19 protein-coding genes are annotated in these 22,672 nt (G+C 71.4%); 16 read left to right on the top strand and 3 right to left on the bottom strand.

Annotated features, from left to right (window positions below; translation table 11 throughout):
* From ACIA6A_RS35445 to ACIA6A_RS35485, 9 genes are all read left to right on the top strand, one after another.
* The gene (locus ACIA6A_RS35445) at positions 1-933 is read left to right on the top strand and encodes an ABC transporter permease (protein ID WP_396102373.1); all 933 of its coding nucleotides are present in this window, start codon (positions 1-3) and stop codon (positions 931-933) included.
* Between the two features lie 85 nt (positions 934-1,018).
* Positions 1,019-2,005 (top strand): ABC transporter permease, encoded by a 987-nt coding sequence (locus ACIA6A_RS35450; RefSeq protein WP_396102374.1) that lies wholly within the window; start codon positions 1,019-1,021, stop codon positions 2,003-2,005.
* Positions 2,002-2,796, top strand: coding sequence for an ABC transporter ATP-binding protein (locus ACIA6A_RS35455; protein ID WP_396102375.1), 795 nt, complete (start codon positions 2,002-2,004; stop codon positions 2,794-2,796). The genes ACIA6A_RS35450 and ACIA6A_RS35455 overlap by 4 nt, the downstream gene beginning before the upstream one ends.
* Positions 2,793-3,632: an ATP-binding cassette domain-containing protein gene (locus tag ACIA6A_RS35460; RefSeq protein WP_396102376.1), complete on the top strand. Its 840-nt coding sequence runs from the start codon at positions 2,793-2,795 to the stop codon at positions 3,630-3,632. The genes ACIA6A_RS35455 and ACIA6A_RS35460 overlap by 4 nt, the downstream gene beginning before the upstream one ends.
* Complete coding sequence (locus ACIA6A_RS35465; RefSeq protein WP_396102378.1) at positions 3,629-4,888, top strand: alpha/beta fold hydrolase; 1,260 nt, start codon at positions 3,629-3,631, stop codon at positions 4,886-4,888. Before ACIA6A_RS35460 ends, ACIA6A_RS35465 begins: the two co-directional genes overlap by 4 nt.
* Complete coding sequence (locus ACIA6A_RS35470; protein WP_396102379.1) at positions 4,885-6,213, top strand: aminopeptidase P family protein; 1,329 nt, start codon at positions 4,885-4,887, stop codon at positions 6,211-6,213. Before ACIA6A_RS35465 ends, ACIA6A_RS35470 begins: the two co-directional genes overlap by 4 nt.
* A complete protein-coding gene (locus ACIA6A_RS35475; RefSeq protein WP_396102380.1) occupies positions 6,198-8,729 on the top strand; it encodes a beta-L-arabinofuranosidase domain-containing protein in 2,532 nt (843 codons plus the stop codon). The genes ACIA6A_RS35470 and ACIA6A_RS35475 overlap by 16 nt, the downstream gene beginning before the upstream one ends.
* A gap of 492 nt (positions 8,730-9,221) precedes the next feature.
* The gene (locus tag ACIA6A_RS35480; protein ID WP_396102382.1) at positions 9,222-10,004 is read left to right on the top strand and encodes a S1 family peptidase; all 783 of its coding nucleotides are present in this window, start codon (positions 9,222-9,224) and stop codon (positions 10,002-10,004) included.
* Between the two features lie 110 nt (positions 10,005-10,114).
* Positions 10,115-12,937 carry a glycoside hydrolase family 2 TIM barrel-domain containing protein gene (locus ACIA6A_RS35485; RefSeq protein ID WP_396102383.1) on the top strand — a complete coding sequence of 941 codons (2,823 nt, stop codon included), beginning with the start codon at positions 10,115-10,117 and terminating at the stop codon, positions 12,935-12,937.
* A 43-nt stretch (positions 12,938-12,980) separates the two neighbouring features.
* On the opposite strand, the gene ACIA6A_RS35490 is transcribed toward ACIA6A_RS35485, so the two are convergent.
* On the bottom strand, positions 12,981-14,165 hold the full coding sequence (locus ACIA6A_RS35490; protein WP_396102384.1) for an endonuclease: 1,185 nt from the start codon (positions 14,163-14,165) through the stop codon (positions 12,981-12,983).
* Positions 14,166-14,401: 236 nt separating this feature from the next.
* Here ACIA6A_RS35490 and ACIA6A_RS35495 point away from each other — a divergent pair, with 236 nt between their 5' ends.
* The 4 genes from ACIA6A_RS35495 (at position 14,402) to ACIA6A_RS35510 (ending at position 18,002) form a co-directional block, all read left to right on the top strand.
* Positions 14,402-14,653, top strand: a complete 252-nt coding sequence (locus ACIA6A_RS35495) for a TM2 domain-containing protein (protein ID WP_396102385.1) — start codon at positions 14,402-14,404, stop codon at positions 14,651-14,653.
* 185 nt (positions 14,654-14,838) lie between these two features.
* Complete coding sequence (locus ACIA6A_RS35500; RefSeq protein ID WP_396102386.1) at positions 14,839-15,693, top strand: polyphosphate polymerase domain-containing protein; 855 nt, start codon at positions 14,839-14,841, stop codon at positions 15,691-15,693.
* 6 nt (positions 15,694-15,699) lie between these two features.
* Positions 15,700-16,377, top strand: coding sequence for a DUF4956 domain-containing protein (locus ACIA6A_RS35505; protein WP_396102387.1), 678 nt, complete (start codon positions 15,700-15,702; stop codon positions 16,375-16,377).
* Complete coding sequence (locus ACIA6A_RS35510; RefSeq protein WP_396102389.1) at positions 16,377-18,002, top strand: CotH kinase family protein; 1,626 nt, start codon at positions 16,377-16,379, stop codon at positions 18,000-18,002. Before ACIA6A_RS35505 ends, ACIA6A_RS35510 begins: the two co-directional genes overlap by 1 nt.
* Here the strand turns inward: ACIA6A_RS35510 and ACIA6A_RS35515 are convergent.
* Both ACIA6A_RS35515 and ACIA6A_RS35520 read right to left on the bottom strand, forming a co-directional pair.
* Positions 17,989-19,104, bottom strand: coding sequence for a YbhN family protein (locus ACIA6A_RS35515; RefSeq protein ID WP_396102390.1), 1,116 nt, complete (start codon positions 19,102-19,104; stop codon positions 17,989-17,991). The genes ACIA6A_RS35510 and ACIA6A_RS35515 overlap by 14 nt on opposite strands.
* Before the next feature lie 91 nt (positions 19,105-19,195).
* Positions 19,196-20,893: a long-chain-fatty-acid--CoA ligase gene (locus tag ACIA6A_RS35520; protein ID WP_396102391.1), complete on the bottom strand. Its 1,698-nt coding sequence runs from the start codon at positions 20,891-20,893 to the stop codon at positions 19,196-19,198.
* A gap of 60 nt (positions 20,894-20,953) precedes the next feature.
* Here ACIA6A_RS35520 and ACIA6A_RS35525 point away from each other — a divergent pair, with 60 nt between their 5' ends.
* The 3 genes from ACIA6A_RS35525 (at position 20,954) to ACIA6A_RS35535 (ending at position 22,583) form a co-directional block, all read left to right on the top strand.
* Positions 20,954-21,448: a MarR family winged helix-turn-helix transcriptional regulator gene (locus ACIA6A_RS35525; RefSeq protein WP_396102392.1), complete on the top strand. Its 495-nt coding sequence runs from the start codon at positions 20,954-20,956 to the stop codon at positions 21,446-21,448.
* A 92-nt stretch (positions 21,449-21,540) separates the two neighbouring features.
* Positions 21,541-22,116, top strand: coding sequence for an NADPH-dependent F420 reductase (locus ACIA6A_RS35530; RefSeq protein WP_396102393.1), 576 nt, complete (start codon positions 21,541-21,543; stop codon positions 22,114-22,116).
* Positions 22,117-22,142: 26 nt separating this feature from the next.
* Positions 22,143-22,583 carry a DoxX family protein gene (locus tag ACIA6A_RS35535; protein ID WP_396102395.1) on the top strand — a complete coding sequence of 147 codons (441 nt, stop codon included), beginning with the start codon at positions 22,143-22,145 and terminating at the stop codon, positions 22,581-22,583.
* The last annotated feature ends 89 nt before the right edge of the window (positions 22,584-22,672 follow it).

The following is a 22,672-nucleotide window of genomic DNA, read 5'->3' on the forward strand; positions in this document are numbered from 1 at the left end:
ATGACCCTCCCTTCCACCGAGCTGGGCGCCGTCGTCACCACACCGGATCCCCGGTGGAGCGTGGCGCGGCGCCTGGCCCGCGACCCCGCCGCCGTGGCGTGTCTGGGCTACATCGCCCTGATCCTGCTGATGGCCCTGTTCGCGCCGCTCATCGTGAAGGTGAGCGGCTGGGACCCGTACGAGTTCGACCAGAGCGCGATCGACACCAACCTCGGCGGCGTACCGCTCGGGTCCTGGGGCGGCATCTCCGGGTCGCACTGGCTCGGCGTCGAACCCGGCAGCGGCCGGGACATCTTCGCCCGGATCGTGTACGGCGCCCGCTCCTCGATGCTCATCGCGCTGTCCGCGACGCTGCTCACCACCGCGCTCGGCATGGTTTTCGGCCTGCTCTCCGGCTATTTCGGCGGGCGCACCGACATGCTGATCTCCCGGGTCATGGAGTTCCTGATGGCGTTCCCCGCCCTCATCTTCATGATCGCGGTGCTCTCGGCGCTGCCCGCCGACGACCGGCAGTACCTGCTGGTCGTGGTGATCTCGGTGTTCGGCTGGCCGTACCTGGCCCGGATCGTGCGGGCGCAGACCATGTCGCTCAAGGAACGCGAGTTCGTCGAGGCGGCCCGGGCGTCCGGTGCCTCGCGCACCACGATCGTGTTCACCGAGATCCTGCCCAACCTGCGCTCGACCGTGCTGGTGATGGTGACCATGGCGGTGCCGGGCTACATCGGCACCGAGGCCGGGCTGTCGTTCCTCGGCGTCGGCGTCGTGCCGCCCACCCCGTCCTGGGGCCAGATGATCTCCAGTTCGGTCCAGTGGTACTCGGTCGTCCCGACGTACTTCCTGGTCCCGGGTGTGTTCCTGGCCCTGCTGGTGCTGTCCTTCATGGTGCTCGGCGACCATGTCAGAGCGGCCGCCGAGCCGGGAGGCGCGGCATGATCGCCTGCACCGAGCGGCACCTGCCGGCGGTTCCAGGCGGCGTCGCAGGCGAGGGCCAGAAGAGCATGCCAAAGGAGGGCAGGGCGTGACGCGTTACGTGGTGCACCGGCTGTGGGGCATGCTCGTGGTGCTGTTCCTGGTCAGCCTGTTCACGTACATCATCTTCTTCGCCCTGTCGCCGGACCCGGCGGTGCAGATCTGCGGCAAGAACTGCACGCCGGAGCGCATCGACCAGATCCGCGCGAACCTCGGCCTCACCGAACCGTTCCTGACCCAGTACCTGCACTTCCTGCAGGGGCTGTTCACCGGCCGGGACTACGGCAACGGCGTGCACTGCCCGGCGCCCTGCCTCGGCTACTCGTTCCAGACGTCGCAGGTCGTCACCGACATGATCATGCAGCGGCTGCCGGTGACCGCGGTGGTGGCCGTCGGCGCGGCGGTGCTCTGGCTGCTCGCCGGCGTCATCGGCGGACTGGTCAGCGCGGTGCGGGAGGGAAAGTTCACCGACAGGTTCATCGCCGGACTGACCCTGGCCGGCATGTCGATCCCGAACTACGTGCTCGCCCTGGCGCTGCAGTACGTCTTCGTCGTGTGGTTGCAGTGGCTGCCGTTCCCCCAGGCCGTACCGTTCGCCGACGACCCGGTGCGGTGGTTCCTCAACTTCATCCTGCCGTGGACGGTGCTGGCGATCGGGTACGCGTCGTCGTACACCCGGCTGACCCGCGCCAACGTCATCGACACGCTCGGCGAGAACTTCGTGCGGACCGCGAAGGCCAAGGGCCTGCCACCGGCGCTGGTCTGGCGCCGGCACGCGCTGCGCCCGGCGCTGACCCCGATCGTCACCATCGCCGGCATGGACTTCGCGGGGCTGCTCGGCGGCGCTCTGATCACCGAGACGGTCTTCGGGATCAACGGCGTCGGCAAGCTCGCCGCGGACTCCATCACCAAGAACGACCAGCCGGTCATCATGGCGGTGACGCTGCTCGCGGCGTTCTTCGTCGTGGTCGGCAACATGGTCGTCGACCTGCTCTACTCGGCGATCGACCCGCGGGTCAGGGTGGGGACCTCATGAGCGACCTGCTGACCATCCGGGGCCTCACCGTCGCGTTCGGGGCGACCCCGGTGGTGGACGCGATCGACTTCGCGCTGCCCCCGGGTGGCGCACTCGGGATCGTCGGCGAGTCCGGGTCGGGCAAATCGATGACCAGCCTCGCGATCATGGGGCTGCTGCCGAAGGGCGCCACCCGCTCGGGCACCATCACGTTCGGCGGCGACGACCTCACCACGCTGAGCGAGCGGCAGATGCGCTCGGTGCGCGGCGACCGGATCGCGATGGTGTTCCAGGATCCGCTCTCGTCGCTGAACCCGTACTACCCGGTGGGCACGCAGATCGCCGAGGCCTACCGGGCGCACCGCTCCGGGGTCAGCCGCAGGGCCGGGCGCCGGGCCGCGATCGAGGCGATGGAACGGGTGCACATCCGCGACGCCGGAAGGCGGGTCGACGACTACCCGCACCAGTTCTCCGGCGGCATGCGGCAGCGGGTGATGATCGCGATGGCGCTCAGCACCGAACCCGAGCTGATCATCGCCGACGAGCCGACCACCGCGCTGGACGTCACCGTGCAGGCCCAGATCCTGGAGCTGCTCGCCGAGGTCCGCCGGGACACCGGGGCCGCGCTCATCCTCATCACCCACGACCTGGCCGTGGTCAGCGAGGTCGCCGACGAGCTGATCGTCATGCGGCAGGGCGAGGTGGTCGAGGCGGGGACGGCCGAGCGGATCTTCTCCGACCCGCGGCATCCGTACACCCAGGCGCTGCTCGACGCGCTGCCGCGCATCGACGACGAGATCGGGGCACCATGAGCGACGCGATTCTGTTGCAGGCCCGGGACCTGGTCAAACAATTCCCGGTCGCGGGTACGGCCACCCTGTTGCGCCCGGCCCGTACGTTCACCGCCGTCGACGCGGTGTCGTTCGACCTGCACGCCGGGAAGACGCTGGCGCTGGTGGGCGAGTCCGGGTCGGGCAAGTCCACCACCGCCCGTCTGGCCGCCCGGCTGATCGACGTCACGAGCGGCTCGGTCCACCTCGACGGCCAGGACGTCACGACGGCCACCGGCGCCGCCCTGAACGAGGTGCGGCGGCAGGTGCAGGTGGTGTTCCAGGACCCGTTCTCGTCGCTGAACCCCCGGCACACCGTGGAACGGATCGTCACCGCCCCGCTGCGCTACCAGAAGCGGCCGATGCCGGGCGGCTCGCGCGCGGTCGCCCGTACCCTGCTGGACCGGGTCGGCCTGAACCCCGACCACTACGGGCGCTATCCGGCGCAGTTCTCCGGTGGGCAGGCCCAGCGCATCGGCATCGCCCGCGCCCTGGCCGTCGGCCCGCGCGTGCTGGTCTGCGACGAGGCGGTCTCGGCGCTCGACGTCTCGGTCCAGGCGCAGATCATCACGCTGCTGCGCGACCTGCAGCGCGAGGAGGGCTTCGGCTGCCTGTTCATCGCGCACGACCTGGCCGTGGTGCGGCAGATCGCCACCAGCGTCGCGGTGATGACCGCCGGGCGGATCGTCGAGGCCGGCGACCGCGACGAGGTCTTCGGCAATCCCCGGCACGACTACACCCGCAAACTACTGGCCGCCGTGCCGCGGATCCGCCCCGAGTGGGAAGCCGCACGCCGCCGCCGAGGAGCCGTCGCATGACACCGGTCGAATACCCGCTGCCCGGGGCGTGGGTGCGTGAGTTCACGGTGGACGCGCCGTTCGACGGTGACACCACCATCGAGCTGTTCGTCCGGGAGTTCGTGGATCCTGAGCGCCGGCACGACGATCTGCCGCTGCTGACGTACCTGCAGGGCGGTCCGGGTGGCGCCAACCCGCGCCCGGCCACCGTGGACGGTTGGCTCGCCGAGGCGCTGCGGACCTACCGGGTGGTGCTGGTCGACCAGCGCGGCACCGGGCGCAGCACCCCGGTCGACGGCACGGTCATCAGCGCGTTCCCGGACGCCCGGGCCGCCGCCGACCATCTGCTGCGGTTCCGGGCCGACGCGATCGTGCGCGACCTCGAACACGTCCGCAAGCACTGCTACGGCGGGAAGAAGTGGGCCACCCTCGGGCAGAGCTTCGGCGGCTGGATCACCCTGACCTACCTGTCCACGGCCCCCGAGGCGCTGACCGCGTGCTACGTCTGCGGCGGGATCCCCGGCCTCCCGGCCGACCCGGACGAGGTCTACCGGCGCACGTTCGACCGGATCGCCGGCAAGACCGCCGACTTCTACCGCCGCTACCCGCAGGACGTCGCGACCGTCGCGGCGATCGCCGACCGGCTCGCCGGCGGCACGTACCCGCTGTCGGTGCGCCGGTTCCAGACCCTGGGCGGGGACCTGGGTTTCGGGACCGGGCACGTACGCCTGCACTGGCTGGTCTCCGAGGCGATCCGCCCCGACGGCCGGCTCACCGACCAGTTCCTGGAGACCGCGCTGGTCAAGACCGGCAACACCGGCAATCCGCTGTTCTGGACGCTGCAGGAATCCATTTACGGCGACGGGGCGAACGGGCCGTTCCGCTGGTCCGCGCAGCGCGAACGCGACCGGCGCCCGGAGTTCGACGGGGACCGCCGGCCGCTGCTGTTCACCTCCGAGATGACGTTCCCCTGGATGTTCGAGGAGATCCCGGCGCTGCGCGCGTTCGCGCCCGCGATGGAGCTGCTCGCCGGGCAGGAGATCTGGAGCCCGCTGTACGACCCGGCCCGGCTCGCCGCGAACGACGTGCCGCTGGCCGCCGCGGTGTATGCCGACGACGTGTTCGTCGATGCCGGACTGCAACGCGACACCCTGGCCCGGGTCGGCAACACCCAGGCCTGGGTCACCAACGAGTACGAGCACGACGGCATCACCGACAGCCGGGTGTTCCGCCGGCTGCGGGAGATGGTCCGCGACCGTGGAGGCGAGAAGCGATGACCCTGCCGTATTCGGGCACGAAACCCCCGCGCCTGGCCGATGACAGCCCGGGTTTCCAGGCGTTCATCGCGCAGGGCTGGGCCGACCGCCGGGTCCCGGCACCCGTCGACCCGGCGGCCGCGCGTGCGGCCGCCGAGCACCGGGAACGCCTGCGGGCCGCGCTGCCGGGCCGCACGGTGGTCCTGGCGGCCGGCCACGCGCGCCACCGCAACGGCGACGCCGACTACGCGTTCCGCGCCGACAGCGACTTCGTCTGGGCGACGTCGTGCCAGGTCGAGGGCGCGGTGCTGGTGCTGACCCCGCGGGACACGGTCCTCTACATGCCGCCGCCGGCCCGCCCCGGCGAGCGCGACTTCTATGCGAGCGCGGCTCACGGCGAGCTGTGGGTCGGCCCGTCCGCGGGCTTGGCGGAGTGGTCCGCCGCGTTGGATCTGCCGGTCCGGCCCCTCACGGAGCTGCCGGAGACCGCGGGCACGGAGGTGGGCACCGTCGTCTCCGACCTTCGCATGATCAAGGACGAGTGGGAGATCGCGCAGCTGCGGTCCGCCGTCGACCACACCGTCGCCGGGTTCGCGGCGGTCGCCGACGAGGTGCCGCACGCCGTCGCGGCCGGGCTCGGCGAGCGGTGGTTGCAGGGCACGTTCGACCGGTACGCCCGCACGTTCGGCAACGGGCCCGGATACAGCACCATCGTCGGGTCCGGGGAGCACGCGCCGATCCTGCACTGGGTCCGCTGCGACGGCCCGGTCCGGCCCGGCGAGACGCTGCTGCTGGACATGGGCGTCGAGGCGACCTCGCTGTACACCGCCGACGTCACCCGGACGATCCCGGTCGGCGGCGCGTTCTCCCCCGCCCAGCGCCGGGTGCACGACCTGGTCGAGGCCGCGCACCGGGCCGGCATGGCGCAGGTCCGCCCCGGCGGCTCCTACTCGGACTTCCACTTCGCGTCCATGGAGGTCCTGGCCCGCGGCCTGCACGACTGGGGGCTGCTGCCGGTCTCGGTCGACGAGGCGCTCGCGCCCACCGGCCAGCAGCACCGCCGCTACATCGTCTGCGGCGTCGGGCACCACCTCGGCCTCGACGTGCACGACTGCGGCTCGTCGCGGTACGAGGAGTACCACGGTGCCGCGCTGCGCCCGGGCATGGTGCTGACCGTGGAACCCGGGCTGTACTTCCACGCCCACGACGAGACCGTGCCACCGGAGCTGCGCGGGATCGGCGTACGCCTCGAGGACGACCTGCTCGTCACCGCGACCGGGCACGACGTACTGTCCGGGGCGCTGCCGATCGACGCGGCCGGGATCGAGAAGTGGGCGGCCCGGTGACCCCGGTCTCCCCGTTCCCGCTGCGCGACGTGGACCTGCTCGACGGCGTGCACTCCCGGACCCGCGACCAGATGCTGCACCTCGCCCGGGAGTTCCCCGTCGACCGGGTGCTCGCGGTGTTCCGGGCCAACGCCGGCCTGGACACCCGGGGCGCGCTGCCGCCGGGCACCTGGGAGGACTTCGGGCATCCCGACGAGCAGCCGTGGTCCGGGGCCGATTACCCCGGGCCGGGCGTGGCACCCACCGCCAGCCTGCTGCGCGGGCACTACGCGGGGCACTTCCTGTCGATGCTGTCGCTGGCCTACGCCTCGACCGGGGACCCGCTGCTGCTGGCGAAGACGGACGAGATGGTCGCCGGGCTGGCCGAGGTGCGCGCCGTGCTGGCCGCGACCGGGCGGTACACCCATCCCGGGTTCCTCGCGGCGTACGGCGAGTGGCAGTTCGCCCGGCTCGAGGACCTCGCACCGTACGGCGAGATCTGGGCCCCCTACTACACCTGTCACAAGATCATGGCGGGGCTGCTGGACGCGTACGAGATGACGGGCTCGCGGCAGGCCCTGGAGCTCGCCACCGGCATGGGGCACTGGGTGGCCGGCCGGGTCCTGCGCCTGGACCGGGCGCGGTTGCAGCGGATGTGGGCGCTGTACATCGCCGGCGAGTTCGGTGGCATGAACGAGAGCCTGACGAAGCTGCACCGGATCACCGGTGAACGGTCGTTCCTGGACGCCGCCGGGTGCTTCGAGCTGGACCCGTTGCTCGACGCCGCCGCGGAAGGCCGCGACGTGCTCGCCGGGATGCACGCCAACCAGCACCTGCCGATGCTGATCGGCCACCTCGACCAGTTCGCTGCGACCGGCCGCGACCGTTACCTCGACGCGGCGACCACGCTGTTCGACCAGGTCGTCCCGGGCCGCACGTTCGCGCACGGCGGCACCGGCGAGGGCGAGCTGTGGGGCCCGCCGGGCGCGGTGGCCGGGTTCGTCGCCCGGCGCAACGCGGAGACCTGCGCGACGTACAACCTGCTGAAGATCGCCCGGGCGCTGTTCGGGCGGACCCGGGACACCCGCTACGCCGACTACATCGAACGCGCGTCGCTGAACCACATCGTCGGCTCGCGCGCGGACGTCACCTCGGACACCAGCCCCGAGGTGCTGTACATGTACCCGGTCGACCCGGGGGCCGTCCGCGAGTACGACAACGTGGGCACCTGCTGCGGCGGCACCGGCCTGGAGAGCCACGTCAAGCACCAGGAATCGGTGTGGTTCCACGCCCCCGGCACGCTCGTCGTGGCCCAGTACGTACCGTCGCGGCTCCGGTTCGCCGGCGGCACGGTGACGCTGCGGACCCGCTATCCGCGCGACGGGGCGGTGGCGGTCGAGTTCGACGCCGACTTCGACGGCGAGCTGCACCTGCGCCTCCCGCCCTGGGCCCGGACCGGCACCGATGTCGTGGTGCGTCCCGGCCCCTTCCGGCGCGGTGACGTGGTGCGGCTGGACCTGCCGATGCCGCTGCGCCTGGTCCCCACGCCGGACGACCCCACCCTGGTCAGCCTGGAGCTCGGGCCGACCGTGCTGCTGGCCCGCGACGAGGCGACCACCACGCTGCCGATCGCCCCGGCCGCCCACCGGCACGTCGACGGCAGCATCGCCGGGCACACCACCGACGGGGACCTCGTGTCGGTGTTCGGCCGCACGTTCGAGCCCGCCTGGTCCGGCGGTGACCACCGCTACCACATGTACCTGCGCCTCGCCGACGACGAGATCGCGTTCCTGGACACCCCCACCGGTGTCCCCGACCGGCACGACGGCGACGGCTGGTCGTTCCTCACCGGGCTGTGGGGCTCCGGCGGCTTCCCGGACACCGCCACCTTCTTCGCCGCGGTGCACGCCGGGGTGGTGCGGGCGGCCCGGTCCGGGTTGCTGAGCCGGGACGAGGCGATCGTGGTGCTCAAGGCCGCCGCCGCCGCCCACGGGCCGTACGAGTGGACGCTGCCGGCCGACATCGGCGCGGGCGACCCGTTGCCGGTGCTGCGGGTGGACGTCGCCGGGGACCGCACCGCGACCGGCTGGTACACCACCGCACCCACGGTCACCGTCACCACGCTCGCCCCCGCCACCCTGGAGGCGGCCGTGGGCTCCGCGGACTGGCAGCCGGTGACCGGGGTGGTCCCGCTGGGCCGCGACGGCCGGCACGTGCTGCGCGCGCGGGCCACCGACCTGGCCGGCCGGGTCGTGCACGCCACCCGGGAGGTCGCCGTGGACACCGAGCCGCCGGTCGTGCGCACCCGGGTCCGCGCGCTGGGCCCGGACAACGTCGAGATCACCCTGGACGCCGACGACGACGTCTCCGGGGTGGACCGGATCCGCTGGCGCACGCCGGAGACGTTCTGGGGTGTCTACCAGGAGCCGTTCACCCGGGCGCTGCGCGACGAGCCGCAGATCCTGGAGGTCACCGCCACCGACCGGGCCGGCAACACCAGCGCGGTCACCCGGGTCACGCTGCCGCCAGCCGGGTGACCGTCTCCTCGAGGATCCCCCAGGTCTCGTCGTCGTCCTCGGTGGTGCCGTGCGGTTCCCGGAACCGGGCCGCGCAGACCCCGATCTCGGCGAGGTCCCAGCGCAGCCGGTACAGCGCCGTCAGATCCGGGCGCGGGGTGACGCCGGTGGCCGCGGCGTACTCGTCGTCCAGGCCGAGGTCCCACAGGTCGCGCTCGGGCGGGGCGATCAGCGCGGTGTCCCAGTCGATGAGCCGCCAGCCGGCACCGGTGCGCCGGAGTCGCGGCGGGCAACGACCAGCCGTCCTCGAGGGCAGCGATCAGTGCCGGCTCGGGCAGATCCGCGGGCGGCGTATTCATGGGCCGACCATAGGCGCACGGCGTGTCGTCGCAAACAGATATACGGCGACGACTCTCAGCAATTTCCATCAATACGAATCCAGCTTCTCGAGTTGAGGCATTCGCATGCGTTTATTAGCGTGAGAACCGCAAGTCCGACACGAGGAGTGAATTGGTGCGACGCAACAGGAAAATCAGCCTGCTCGCAGGCACCGCCACCGTCGTGGTGGCGGCCGGTATCACCATGCTCGGCATGGGCCCGGCGAATGCGATCGCCAACGGTGAGGCCGTCGAGGAGGGCAAGTACGCGTTCTCCACCAAGCTGACGATGACCGGGATCCCGGTGGCCGGCGGCGGCACCCGCAACAGCGCCTGCTCGGGTGCGCTGATCTCGGCCCAGTGGATCATCACCGCCGGGCACTGCTTCCGCGACGAGAACGGGGTGCGCGTCGAGCGCCCGGTCGCCGCGTCCACCGTGGCGACCGTCGGGCGCACCGACCTGGCCACCGGCACCGGCGGCCACGACGTCGAGATCGTCGCGGTCCGCCAGTCGGCGACCGCGGACGTGGCGCTGGCCAAGCTCGCGACGCCGGTCAAGGACGTCAAGCCGCTCAAGCTCGGCAAGCGCGCCCCCGAGGTCGGCGACACCCTGCGGCTCACCGGGTACGGTTCGCTGACCAGCACCAACCCGGTGCCGGCGACGCACCTGCAGACCGGTCAGCTCACCGTCGAGTCGATCCAGGACGCGACGCTCGGCCTCAAGGGCCTCGCCCCGCAGGCGGACACCACCCCCTGCCCGTACGACTCGGGGGGCCCGTTCTTCCGCGAGTCCCGCTGGCGTGCCCCGGAGCTGGTGGCGGTCGTGAGCAACGGCCCGAGCTGCCCGCACACCGAGGTCGAGAGCCCGGCCCGCACCGACAACCTGGCCCGGTGGATCAAGGACGCCATCCGCGGCTGACGCCGGAGGTCACGGTGCCGGCCGCCGGCACCGTGACCCCGTCCGTGGGGATCACCACATCGGCCCGCACCGCTTACCGACCGGGCTCCGGCCCGGGCAGACTCGGTGGTGTGACGAACAATCCCCTGGTCGCCGACCTGGCATCGCCGCTTCCCGGCCGCGGCAGCCTCCCCCCGCGCGCGCATCTGCACTCCGACGCGCCCCGGCAGAGCCTCGACGGCACCTGGCAGGTGCGCCAGGGCTCCGGGTGGGCCCCGATCCAGGTCCCCGGGCACCTGGCCCTGCAGGGATTCGGCTCCCCGGTCTACGCGAACGCGGACTACCCGTTCCCGATGGACCCGCCGTACCCGCCGGACGACAACCCGGTCCACGACCACCGGCTGGAATTCGCCGCGTCGGCCGAGGTCCTGGCCCACCCGTCACTGCTGCGCTTCGAAGGTGTCGACGGCGCGGCCACGGTGTGGCTCAACGACGTCGAGCTGGGCACGATCCGGGGCAGTCGCCTCACCCACGAGTTCGCCACCACCGGCATCCTGCGGCCCGGCACCAACGTCCTCGACGTGCGACTGGCGCAGTGGTCGGCGCACAGCTACCTCGAGGACCAGGACATGTGGTGGATGCCCGGCATCTTCCGCGGCGTCACCCTGCTCGCCCGCCCCACCGGCGGCATCGACGATGTCTTCGTCCACGCCGGCTACGACAACGGCACCGGCACGCTGCGCGTCGACACCACGTCCGCGGCCGTGATCAGCATCCCGGAGCTCGGGCTGCACGACATCACCCCCGGGGTGGATCATCACCTGCCGTCGGTCCGGCCCTGGACCGCCGAGACACCCACGCTGTACGACGCCCAGGTGCGCACCGACGCGGAAACCGTGCACCTGCGTGTCGGTTTCCGAACCGTGCACGTCGACGGCAGGACGCTGAAACTCAACGGGGCACCACTGTTGTTCCGCGGGGTGAACAGGCACGAACACGATCCGTACAAGGGCCGTGCGGTCGACCTGGAGACGGCCCGCGCGGAACTGCTGCTGATGAAACAGCACAACATCAACGCGGTCCGCACCTCGCATTACCCGCCGAACGCCGGATTCCTCGATCTCGCGGACGAACTCGGTTTCTACCTGATCCTCGAGAACGACCTGGAGACCCACGGCTTCGTCAACAACGAGGACTGGGCCGGGAACCCCAGCGACGACCCGGCGTGGCTGCCCGCGTTCGAGGACCGCATGCTGCGTACCGTCGAACGCGACAAGAACCACCCCAGCGTCCTGATCTGGTCGCTCGGCAACGAAGCCGGCACCGGCTCGAACCTCGAGGCGATCGGCCGCTGGACCAAACGCCGCGACCCGGACCGGCTCGTGCACTACGAGGGCGACCGGCGCTCCACGTACGTCGACGTCTACTCCCGGATGTACGCCGTGGTCGACGAGGTGGAGACCTTCGCCACCTCCGGCGAGGGGCCGCAGCTGCCGTTCGTGCTCTGCGAATACGCGCACGCCATGGGCAATGGGCCGGGCGGGCTCAGCGAGTACCAGGACCTGTTCCACCGGTATCCGAGCCTGGCCGGCGGCTTCATCTGGGAATGGGTCGAACACGCCCTGCACGGCGGCACCACCGACGGCGGGCAGACCAGATGGCTGTACGGCGGCGACTTCGGCGAACGCGTCCACGACGGCAACTTCGTGATCGACGGTCTGGTGCACGCCGACAAGACCCCGGGGCCGGCGCTGGCCGACCTCGCCCGCGTCTTCGCCCCCGTCGGCCTCGACCTCACGACGGAGCAGCTGACCGTCGTCAACCGCCACCACAGCCTGGACCTGGCCCACCTGGAAGCGGTCCTGCTGGTGGACGGCACCGAAACCCCGCTCCCCCTGCCACCGGTGCCCGCCGGCACCACCGCGGTGGTGCCGCTCCACCTCGCGGCGGACACGGTCGCCACCGTGTCCCTGCGTCGCCGGGCCCCCGGCGACGGCTGCCCCGCCGGCCACGAGGTGGCCTGGACCCAGCACGTCCCCGCACGCCCCCACCCGACCCTGCCCGACCCAGCCGTCTCCCAGCCAGCCGTCACCCAGCCGGGCACGGACCGGGCGGGCGCGGCAGCAGCGGGCGGACCGGGCGCGGTTTCGCTACGACTTGGACCGGCGGTGTTCGATGAGCGGACCGGCATGCCCACCCGGCTCGGGGAGCTGGAGCTGCACGACGTCGCGGTGAGCCTGTGGCGGGCGCCCACCGACAACGACCGCGGCACCGGGTGGGAGGAACGGGACCTGCCGCCCATGGCCGTCCGGTGGGCCGGCGCGCGGCTCGACGACCTGCGGTCCCGGCTCGTCGACATCACCACGGACGGCGATGCCCTCGTCGTGCGGACCCGCAGCGGGCCGCCCGTCATCTCGGCCGGCCTCGACCTCACCTGGCGCTGGACCACCGACGGGACCGCCCTCGCGCTCGACCTCAGCATCGACCCGTACGGACCCTGGCCCTGCGACTGGGCCCGCGCCGGCCTCGACCTGCGCCTCGCCGCACCCACCACATCGGTCACCTGGACCGGTTACGGGCCCGGGCCGCAGTACCCCGACACCGGCCAGGGCGCCCGGTACGGCACGTTCACCGCGGACCGGGACACCTATGCGGTCCGGACCGTGCGGCCGCAGGAGCACGGGGCCCGCCGGGTGGACGACGCGACGATCGACGTCGGCGGGCAGGCGCTGCGGGTGCTCGGGGCGGGGGTGCCGCTGACGGTGCGGCCCTGGTCCCGTACCGAGATCGCCAGGACCGGCCATGATCACGAGCTGGCGGCGCCGACCGGGACCTGGGTCTCGATCGACGCCGCGTCGTCCGGGGTGGGCACCGCGTCCTGCGGGCAGGGGGTGTTGCCGCGTTACCGGCTGAAGCCGTCCCCGCAGCGGCTGCGGGTGGTCCTGCGGGCCTGAGCGACGAGGTGCCGGGTGACCCACCCGGCACCTCGTCGCGGGCTCAGAAGATCGAGCTGACCCACTCCGGGTGGTCGATGAACGGGTTGCGGTTGTGCTGGTAGCTGGCGTAGATCACCTGGTTGCGGTTCTTCTCGAACGCGTCCGGCGGGTCCTGGGTGTTCCAGGTCTTCAGGACCGAGAGCTTGCCGATGTACGGGGCACTGCCGTTCGAGACCGAGTTGTTGACCTCGAGGTCGGCGAACGCGTCGTCACCCTCGTACCGCACCGCCATGTAGAAGATCATCCGCGCGACGTCGCCCTTGACCGCGTTGCGGGGCTCCCACGAGTCGCTGTCGGTGTAGTTGCCGGCGGCCCCGGACACCGCGCTGCCACCGGTGTCGAAGTCCTTGTTGTCACGCACCGCGTTGACCGTGACGTCCTCGGGGCGCAGGTGGTGCAGGTCGGTGCCGGGCCCGGTGGCGGTGCCGAAATCACCGTGCGACTTGGCCCAGACGTGCTCCCTGTTCCAGTCGCCGGTGTCGCCGCCGTTGAGCGTCTTGGACCGGCTGGTGCCCGAGTACACCAGGATGACGTTCGACGAGTTCGACGGGTCCTGGTCGGTGACCTTCAGGGCGTTCCACACCGCGTCGTACGACAGCTTGGTCACGCCGCTGGAGATGATGCTGTGCAACGCGTTCTTCAGGCTGTCACCGGATTTGCCGAGCGCGGACGCGTAGTAGGCGTCCGTGCCGCTCGAACTCGTCGGCGTCACGGTCGGGGCCGTGGTCGGGCTGGTCGTGCTGCCCGCGCCCTTCGTCATCGCGGTCGGCGACTTCAGGCCGGCGTGCGAGAAGTACGCGGTCAGCGTCCCGGTCACGGTGATCTGGGTCCGCATCAGCCCGGGATTCGTGAGCAGCCCGAACGCCGACCGGTACGTGCTGGTGATCTGCACGTACAGCATCGAGCCGGTGCCGGTCTGGCTGCTGCTGTCGGCCAGCGCCAGCGCGGTGTCGCCGGTGAAGCCGCTCGTGCGCACCGTGCTGGTGGCGGTCGGCTCCCCGACGACGTATCCGGTCACCGTGCCGGTGCCGCTCTGACTGGCGATCGCCTGGGCGACCGTCATGCTGGCGGCGGCGGCCGGAACCATGACAGGGGCCCGGAAGAACGTGGCTAGCAGGACCAGCGCCCCCAGGAGGGCGGGTGTGGCGAGCACCGCGGTTCGCCGGTAACGCGTCGGCCCGGACATGGTCACTCCGATCACCAGGCTACATAGATGCTGGTGATTCTAGGGTCACACCGGACGGCGCGCGGCCATATCACCTTCGTCATACGCGGGACGCCCGCCCGAGGTCGTCCGATGGTCCGGTCTTCGGCGAAAACGGCCCCCGGCGGAGTCCGATCGGGCACCATTACCCGATCTCCGTCCCACATTCTGGACCCGGGGCCTGTCGCAGTACCACTGGATCACTAGGGTGGCGCCTCATGACCAACCCTCAGTACCAGAACCCGGCTCTCTCCGACAAGAGCAAGCTCGTCGCCGGCCTTCTCGGCATCTTCCTCGGCACCTTCGGCGTCGGCCGCTTCTACATCGGTGACACCAAGACCGGCGTCTGGCAGCTCGTCGTCTCCCTCATCACCTGTGGCATCGGTGGCCTCTGGGGCTTCATCGACGGCATCCTCATCCTCGTCAACGGCGGCGTCGACGCCCAGGGCCGCCCGCTGCGCGACTCCTGACCCACCAGCGCGAGCTGGTCCGGCACTGAGGTAAGCAGCCGGGGCCCCGTCAACGGGGCCCCGGCTTCTTCATGCGCGCCGCCGGCCGGCCGAAGTAGAGCTGCGCCCCCGTCAGGGTGGGGTATGCCTTCCGTTCAGCCAGGATTCACACGAAGTTTTGAGGTCCGGGTGCTTGGCTGCGCCCCATGCGTTCCTTGTTCCGAAGGGGACGGGCCGGACCCGCCCCCGAGCCACCGCCCCGGCCCGCGCACGCCACCGGCGACGAGGCCGGTCATGCCCTGCGCGCGCCCGGCCGGCTGCACGCGTTCAACCGGTACGAGATCAAATACCTGGTGCCCAGCGGCGACCTGCCCGTGCTGCGCGCCGAGCTCGCCGGCCGGATGGACGCCGACAGCCACGGCGACAGCTCGGGATACGGCGTCTGGAGCGTCTACTACGACACCGCCGACCTGCGCTTCTACTGGGAGAAGATCGAGGGCCTGCGGTTCCGGCGCAAGCTGCGGATCCGGCACTACGGCGACCGGTCCACGATCGACGACGACACCATCGTGTACGTCGAGATCAAGCAGCGGGTCAACAAGGTGACCCAGAAACGGCGGGTCGGGCTGCCGTACCACCTCGCTCTGGATCTTTGTGATCGGCAGGTGATGGTGGAGCACGAGCCCGGGCAGCGCGCGTTCCTCGAGGAGGTCCTCGAGCTGGTCTCCGGTCTGCGGCTGCGCCCGGTCGCGATGACCGGGTACCAGCGCGAGGCGTTCGTCGGCCGCGACGCCGACGTCGGCCTGCGGGTCACCGTCGACCAGCGGATCCGCGGCCGGGACCGGGACTTCGACCTCGGCGCGGAGGCGGAGAACCGGCTGACCGTACCGGCCGGGCTCGCCGTCGTCGAGGTCAAGGCCAACGAACGGGTGCCGTACTGGCTCACCGACCTCGCCGCCCGCACCGACATGTCCGTCGTCCGGATGTCCAAGTACTGCCAGAGCGTCGAGGCGTTCGGCCGGGCCCCGCGCTCCATCTTCCACGTCACCGATGAGGACTGACCAGCCATGCCCTTCGAGATCCAGGACCTGTCCGGCACGTTCAGTGTCGGCGACATCGCCATCGCCCTGCTGCTGTCGTTCGTGCTCAGCGCCATGATCGGCTGGGTGTACCGGTTCACCCACCGCAATGTCTCCTACAGCCAGTCGTACGTGCAGACGCTCGTCATCCTCGGCATGCTGATCTCGCTGATCATGCTGGTGGTGGGCTCCAACATCGCGCGGGCCTTCGCCCTGGTCGGCGCGCTGAGCGTGGTCCGGTTCCGCAACGCCATCAAGGAGACCCGCGACGTCGGGTTCATCTTCCTGGTGATGGGCATCGGGATGGCCGCCGGCACCCGGTTCTACAGCCTGGCGATCATCGCCGCGGTCGCGATCTGCCTCATCATCGTGGTGATGTACCGCTTCAACTGGTTCGCGCTCAACGTGCAGCGCCAGGTGGTCAAGGTGCAGGTACCGCCGGACGGGGACCGCACCGCCGGGCTGCAGGACGTGCTGATCCGCTTCACCACCGAGTTCGAGCTGGTCAGCATGGAGAGCATCCGGGGCGGGGCACTGACCGAGATCATGTACACCGTGCGGATGAAGAAGGGCGTCGAACCGGGCGGGCTCATCGCGGCGCTGGGCGAACAGAACGCCGGCCAGAAGGTCACCGTCCTGACCGGCTACGACCAGACGGATCTGTGATGGGGCGGACGCTGCGGCAGCGCATCCCGGTCCGGGTCCGGCATTATTGGAAGCTGCTGGCCGTCTGCGGGGCCTTCGTCGTGACGGTCACCCTGGTCGTCAACACGACCCGGATCCGCCCGTACGTGACCAGCGGTAGCGCCGCGAGCGGAGACCAGGTCACCGTGGACCTCACGGGCTCGGTGGACCTGTTCGACGCCGCGGTGCCGCACAGCATCCAGCTCACGTTCCGCGACGACGACTACCAGCGGGCCCTCGACGCCTACTTCGACGACGGCGAGAAGGAGTACGTCGAGGCCGATCTGCGCATCGACGGCCTGAGCGTGCCGAGCGTCGGCATCCGCCTCAAGGGCAACTCCACCCTCGGCGGCCTGACCCGCAACGGCGTCACCAGCCCACGCCGCGGCGCAGGCGGCGCCCCGGGCGGCGGCGGGCCGGGAGGCGGCGCTCCAGGAGGCGCTCCAGGAGGCGGTTTTCCCGGTGGCGGGCCGGACGGAGGCTTCCCCGGCGGCGGCTTCCCCGGCGGAGCCGATCAAGGCGGCTTCCCCGGCGGCGCCTTTCCCGGCGGCGCCTTTCCCGGCGGGGCCGACCAAGGCGGGGCCGACCAAGGCGGGGCGGACCAGGGTGCGGCGCCGGGCGGGGCTGGGCCGGGGCGGGGTGGGGGGTTCGGGCGGGCTTCGTTGCGGGCCGAGCAACCCGAGACGCTGCCGTGGCTGATCCGGTTCGACGAGTTCGTGGACGGGCGGCGGTACCAGGGGCATCGTGAGGTCACCGTGCGGGTGGCCGGGATGGGCGGTGGCTCGACCGTGCTCAACGAGGCGGTCACCCTGGATGTGCTCGCCCAGGCCGGCGAGGTCGCGCAGCGGTATGCCTACACCACGTTCACGATCAACGATCGGCCGCGGACCGCCCGGCTGGTCGTCGAGCACCCGGACGAGCACTTCGCCGATGGTATCGACGGCTCCGGCGTGCTCTACAAGGCTCTCGCCGGGAGTCAGTTCACCGATCAGGGTGACGACCAGACCGATTATCAGGACGACTTCAAGCAGATCACGAAGAAGGGCAGTCAGGATCTGCAGCCGGTCATCGACCTGATCAAGTGGGTGAACACCAGCAGCGACGAAGCGTTCGCCGCGGACCTCGACAAGCATGTCGACGTGGCGTCGTTCGCCCGGTATGCCGCCCTGCAGAACCTGCTGCTGAACTTCGACGACATGGCCGGCCCGGGCCGCAACTACTACCTCTGGTACGACCTGGGTAGCAAGAGGTTCTCCGTCGTCGGCTGGGACTACAACCTGACGCTCAGCGGCGACCCGGCGCAGGGGCCGCACGCCGCCGGCCGGATGGGTGGTGGGGGCGGCGGTTTCGGCGGGCATGTGCTCAAGGAGCGTTTCCTGGCCGCGCCCGCGTTCACGGAGGTCTACGAGAAGGCCTACGCCACGCTCTACCGGAAGATCTTCGCGGACGATACGGCCCTGAGCGCGCTGGACCGGATCACCGGGGTGCTCGCCACGGTGGACGGTGCCGCCCCGGACACTGTCACCTCGGACGCCCAGCAGCTGCGCACGGTGATCGAGCAGCGCACGACCGCGCTGGCCGCCGACCCGGTCCTCAGGAAGGGGTGACGACCGCCGGACGTTCCCCCGCGCCGCCCCGGTTGACGCGCAGGTAGGCGAACAGTCCGGCGGGCAGCACGAGCCAGAACGACACGATGCGGTAGCCGAGCACGACCGCGGCGGCGACGGCCTGCGGGGTGCCGACCGCGACGAAGCCGGTGAGCAGGCTGGCCTCGATCAGGCCGACGCCGCCGGGGGTCAGCGGGATCTGCCGGACCACCTGCACGGCGAGGTACACGGTGGCGAGCTGGAACACCCCCAGCTCCAGGTCGCAGGCCTGGGCGACGGCGACGAGGCAGCAGAGGTCGAGCAGCCAGTTGAGCACCGCGTAGGAGATCGTCAGGGCCCAGTCGCGCACGCGTACGGTGCGGGCCTCGGCGAGGATGCCCCGCAGGTGGCCGAGCAGCCGGTCGGCCCAGCCCCACCGCAGGTGCCGGGCCGCGCGGACCACGGCGGCGGAGCGGTGGGTCACCGCCCGCCAGTACGCGGCCAGGCCGGCGGCGACCAGGGCGGCGGCGATCACGACGGCCGGGATCACGTGTTCGGCGACCAGGTGCACCCAGGTGGGCACGCCGACGGTGCCGGCGTAGAGCAGGCCGAGGCCGAGCACGGACGCCGCCGCGGACAGCACCATGGCGGTGGCGGCGACCGCGGTGCTGGCGCCCCGCCGTTTGTACTGCCGCAGCGCGAACGCGGCGGACATGGCCGAGCCGGCCGGCAGCACCATGCTCATCGCGGAGCGGCTGTAGGTGATGGCCAGCGCGTCGCGCCGGGAGATCTCGACGGAGAGGGCGGCGAGCAGGGCGCGCTGCTGGCGGGCGAACGCGACCTGGGAGAGGAACTGGACGACCACGGCGGTGGCGAGCCAGCCGACGTTGGCGGCGGCGAGGACGGAGGCCACCTCGGCGGGGTCGGGGATCCGGCCGCGCAGTGCCACCACGACGGCCACGGCCGCGGCGAGCCCGGCCAGCAGGCGCAGCCCGTTACGGCGTACCCAGGAGGGCTTGGCCTGGTCTTTCGAGGGGCCGGTGCAGACCGCCCGGACGACCCGGGAGCGCCGCAGCCGGCCACGGACGCGATGGCGGCGCGCCTTGCCGATAACCTGAGCCACGGGTACTCCCACACCGGTAAACGTTCGTTGACTTAGCCGGGGATCATCCTCGCCCCAATCAACAAGCGTTTACCAGCGGTTGAGCGGACCGTCACACCGAGGGTGAGCTGCCCATCAGCCCGTCGCGCACCTGCCGGCGCAGGACCTTGCCGATCTGGCTGCGCGGCAGCTCTGCGGTGAACTCGATCCGGCGGGGGGATTTGTACCCGGACAGGCGTTCCCGGGCCCAGGCCACCATCGCGGTCGCGTCGGGGTCGGCGCCCTCGACCGGCACGACCACCGCGACGACCTCCTCCCCGGTCCGTGCCGAGGGCAGGCCGACCACCGCGACGTCGGCGACCTCGGGGTGCCCGCGCAGCACGTCCTCGACCTCGGAGGGGTACACGTTGAAGCCGCCGGTGATGATCAGCTCCTTGACCCGGTCGACGATCGACAGGAAGCCGTCCGGGCCCAGCACGGCGACGTCACCGGTGCGGATCCACCCGCCGGGCAGCAGCACCGCGGCGGTCTCCTCGGGCATCCCCCAGTAGCCGGAGAAGACCTGCGGGCCCTGCAGCAGCAGCTCACCCGGCTCGCCCTCGGGCATCGCCCGCGACGGGTCGTCCCGGTCGACGATCCGGGCCCGGGTCGACGGGTACGGGATCCCGATCGAGCCCGTGCGGCGCTTCGCGGACATCGGGTTCCCGACCGTGATCGGCGACGTCTCGGTCATGCCGTAGCCCTCGATGAGCAGGCCACCGGTGATCGCCTCCCAGGTGTCCACGGTCTCCGGCGGCAGCGGCATCGCACCGCTGATCGAGTAGCGCACCGAGCTGAGGTCGGCGCCGCGCTCCCGGGCCGCCGCGGCGAGCCGGTCGTACATCGGGGGCACGCCCGGGAAGAACGTCGGCGGGCGGCGTTTCGCCGCGTCGAGGACCATGCCGGCCTCGAAGCGGGGCAGCAGCACGATCGTCGCGGCGATCTGCACGGCGGTGGTCAGGCACAACGTCAACCCGTACGCGTGGAAGAACGGGAGCACCGCGTAGAAGGTCTCGCCCCCGTCGCGCAGCCCGGGCACCCAGACCCGGCTCTGTTCGGCGTTGGCGGCCAGGTTCTTGTGGGTGAGCACCGCGCCCTTGGGGGTGCCGCTGGTGCCGCCGGTGTACTGCAGGAGCGCGACGTCGTCGACGCCGGGCCCGGCCACCGTGGCGGCGATCGGCGCGGTGCCGGCGACCAGTTTCTCCCACTTGAGCGCGCCGTCGGGCACCGGCCCGGTCATCTCGGCCCGGGTCCGGCGCGCGGGCGGCAGCGGCAGGCGCAGCGCGAGGCGTTTCACCAGGGGCAGCGCCGCGGTCAGGTCGACGCTGACGACGGTGGTGACCGACGTCCTCGCGGCGGTGGCGACGACCGTCGCGGCGACCTTCTCCCAGCAGATCGCGACCGTGGCGCCGTGGTCGGCGAGCTGGTGGGCGAGCTCGTCCGCGGTGTACAGCGGGTTGTGCTCGACGGCGATCGCACCGAGGCGCAGCACCGCGTAGAACGCGACGACGTGCTGCGGGCAGTTGGGCAGGATCAGCGCGACCCGGTCGCCGTGGCTCACGCCGAGGCCCCGCAACGCCTCGGCGGCCCGGGCGACCTGGTCGCCGAGCTGCGCGTACGTCGTGGTGGCGCCGAGGAAGTCGAGCGCGATCCGGTCGGGGAAGCGCGCGACCGCGCCGTCCAGGTTGGCGGTCAGCGGGCGGTCCGGCAGCGTGATGTCCGCCGGGACATCCTCCGGGTAGGCGCCCAGCCAGGGACGATCGTCGGTCATGCGGGCCAGGCTACCGGCCCCCTGCGACAGCCTCGGGGCCTCAGGGTCGACAATGTGGGCGTGGAGACACCGTGGCTCACCCCGGAGCAGCTCGCGGCATGGGTGCGGCTGCTCGGCGTGGTCGAGCTCCTGCCCGGGGTCCTGGATTCGCAGCTGCGCCGGGACGCGCACATCACGCACTTCGACTACTACGTGCTCTCCCAGCTCTCCGAGGCGCCCGAGCACACCCTGCGGATGTCCGCGCTCGCCGACCGGACCACCGCCACGCTCGCCCGGCTGTCCCACGTGGTGCAGCGACTGGAGGCCCGTGGCCTGCTGGAACGCTTCCCGTGCCCGACGGACCGGCGGGCCACGAACGCCCGGCTGACCGACGAGGGGTGGCGGGTGGTGCGCGAGAGCGCGCCCGGCCACGTGGCCACCGCCCGGGAGTACGTCATCGACGCGCTCACCCCCGAGCAGATCACCCAGCTGACCGCGATCACCGACGCCCTGTTGCGCCGCCTCGATCCCGGGGACAGCCGGGCGGCGATCCACCGCCGCTACGACGCGGTGTGACCCACTCCATATAGTTGAAGCAACAATAGTTGTTGCTTCAACTGAACGTCACTGCCATGGTTGTAGCTACAACCAAGTGAACGGAGAACGTCATGGCGCACATCAGCATCATCGGCACCGGAAACATGGGTCAGGCCATCTCGGGCCTGGTCACCAAGGGCGGCAACACCGTCGAGACCGTCAACAGCACGCAGAGCGGCAACCCGGTCACCGGCGACATCGTCGTGCTGGCCGTTCCGTACGGGTCGGTGGCCGAGGTCGTCGCCCAGCGCGGCACGCAGCTCGCCGGCAAGATCGTCGTGGACATCACCAACCCGCTCGACTTCGCGACGTTCGACGGCCTGACCGTGCCGGCCGACGGTTCCGCCGCGGCCGAGATCGCCGCGCAGCTGCCGGACTCGACCGTCCTCAAGGCGTTCAACACGAACTTCGGCAGCACCCTGGTCGCCGGCACGGTCGGCGCCGAGACCACCACCGTGCTCATCGCCGGTGACGACGCCGACGCCAAGGCGCTGCTCGCCGGCGTGGTCACCGCCGCCGGCCTCAAGGCGGTCGACGCGGGCGGCCTCAAGCGCGCCCGCGAGCTCGAGGCCATCGGCTTCCTGCAGATCACCCTCGCCGCCGCCGAGAAGATCACCTGGACCGGCGGCCTAGCCGTCACCAACTGAGCCGTCACCACCGGAAAGGCTTCTTCGTGAACAACGCCACGCTCCGTGACGTGATCATCCTGGTGACCCGGGTCGCCGTCGGCATCGTCTTCATCGCCCACGGCTGGCAGAAGGTCGACGAGTGGGGCCTCGACGGCACCTCCGCCGCGTTCGACCAGATGGGCGTCCCGCTGCCGACGCTGAGCGCCTGGTTCGCGGCGATCGTCGAGCTCGTCGGCGGCGCCGCCCTCGTGCTCGGCGCCGCGGTGCCGGTCGTCGCGCTGCTGCTCGCGGTCGACATGCTCGGCGCGTTCATCATCGTCCACGCCGGCAACGGCGTCTTCGTCAGCGGCAACGGCTTCGAGCTGGTGCTGACGCTGACCGCGGCCACCCTGCTGTTCGCCGTCCTGGGCGCCGGCAAGTACAGCGTGGATCACCTGGTCGCACCCCGTCTGCGGCTCGGTTCACGCCGCACCGCGTCGGTCTAGCTGTGATGTCCCCAGACGTTGGTCGAGGGGTTGTGACCACTCGATCTGAGGATCTTGGATCGATCTGGTGAACAGATGAAGGCCTCCAA

Source organism: Actinoplanes sp. NPDC051494, from assembly GCF_044454705.1.
GTDB lineage: Bacteria > Actinomycetota > Actinomycetes > Mycobacteriales > Micromonosporaceae > Actinoplanes.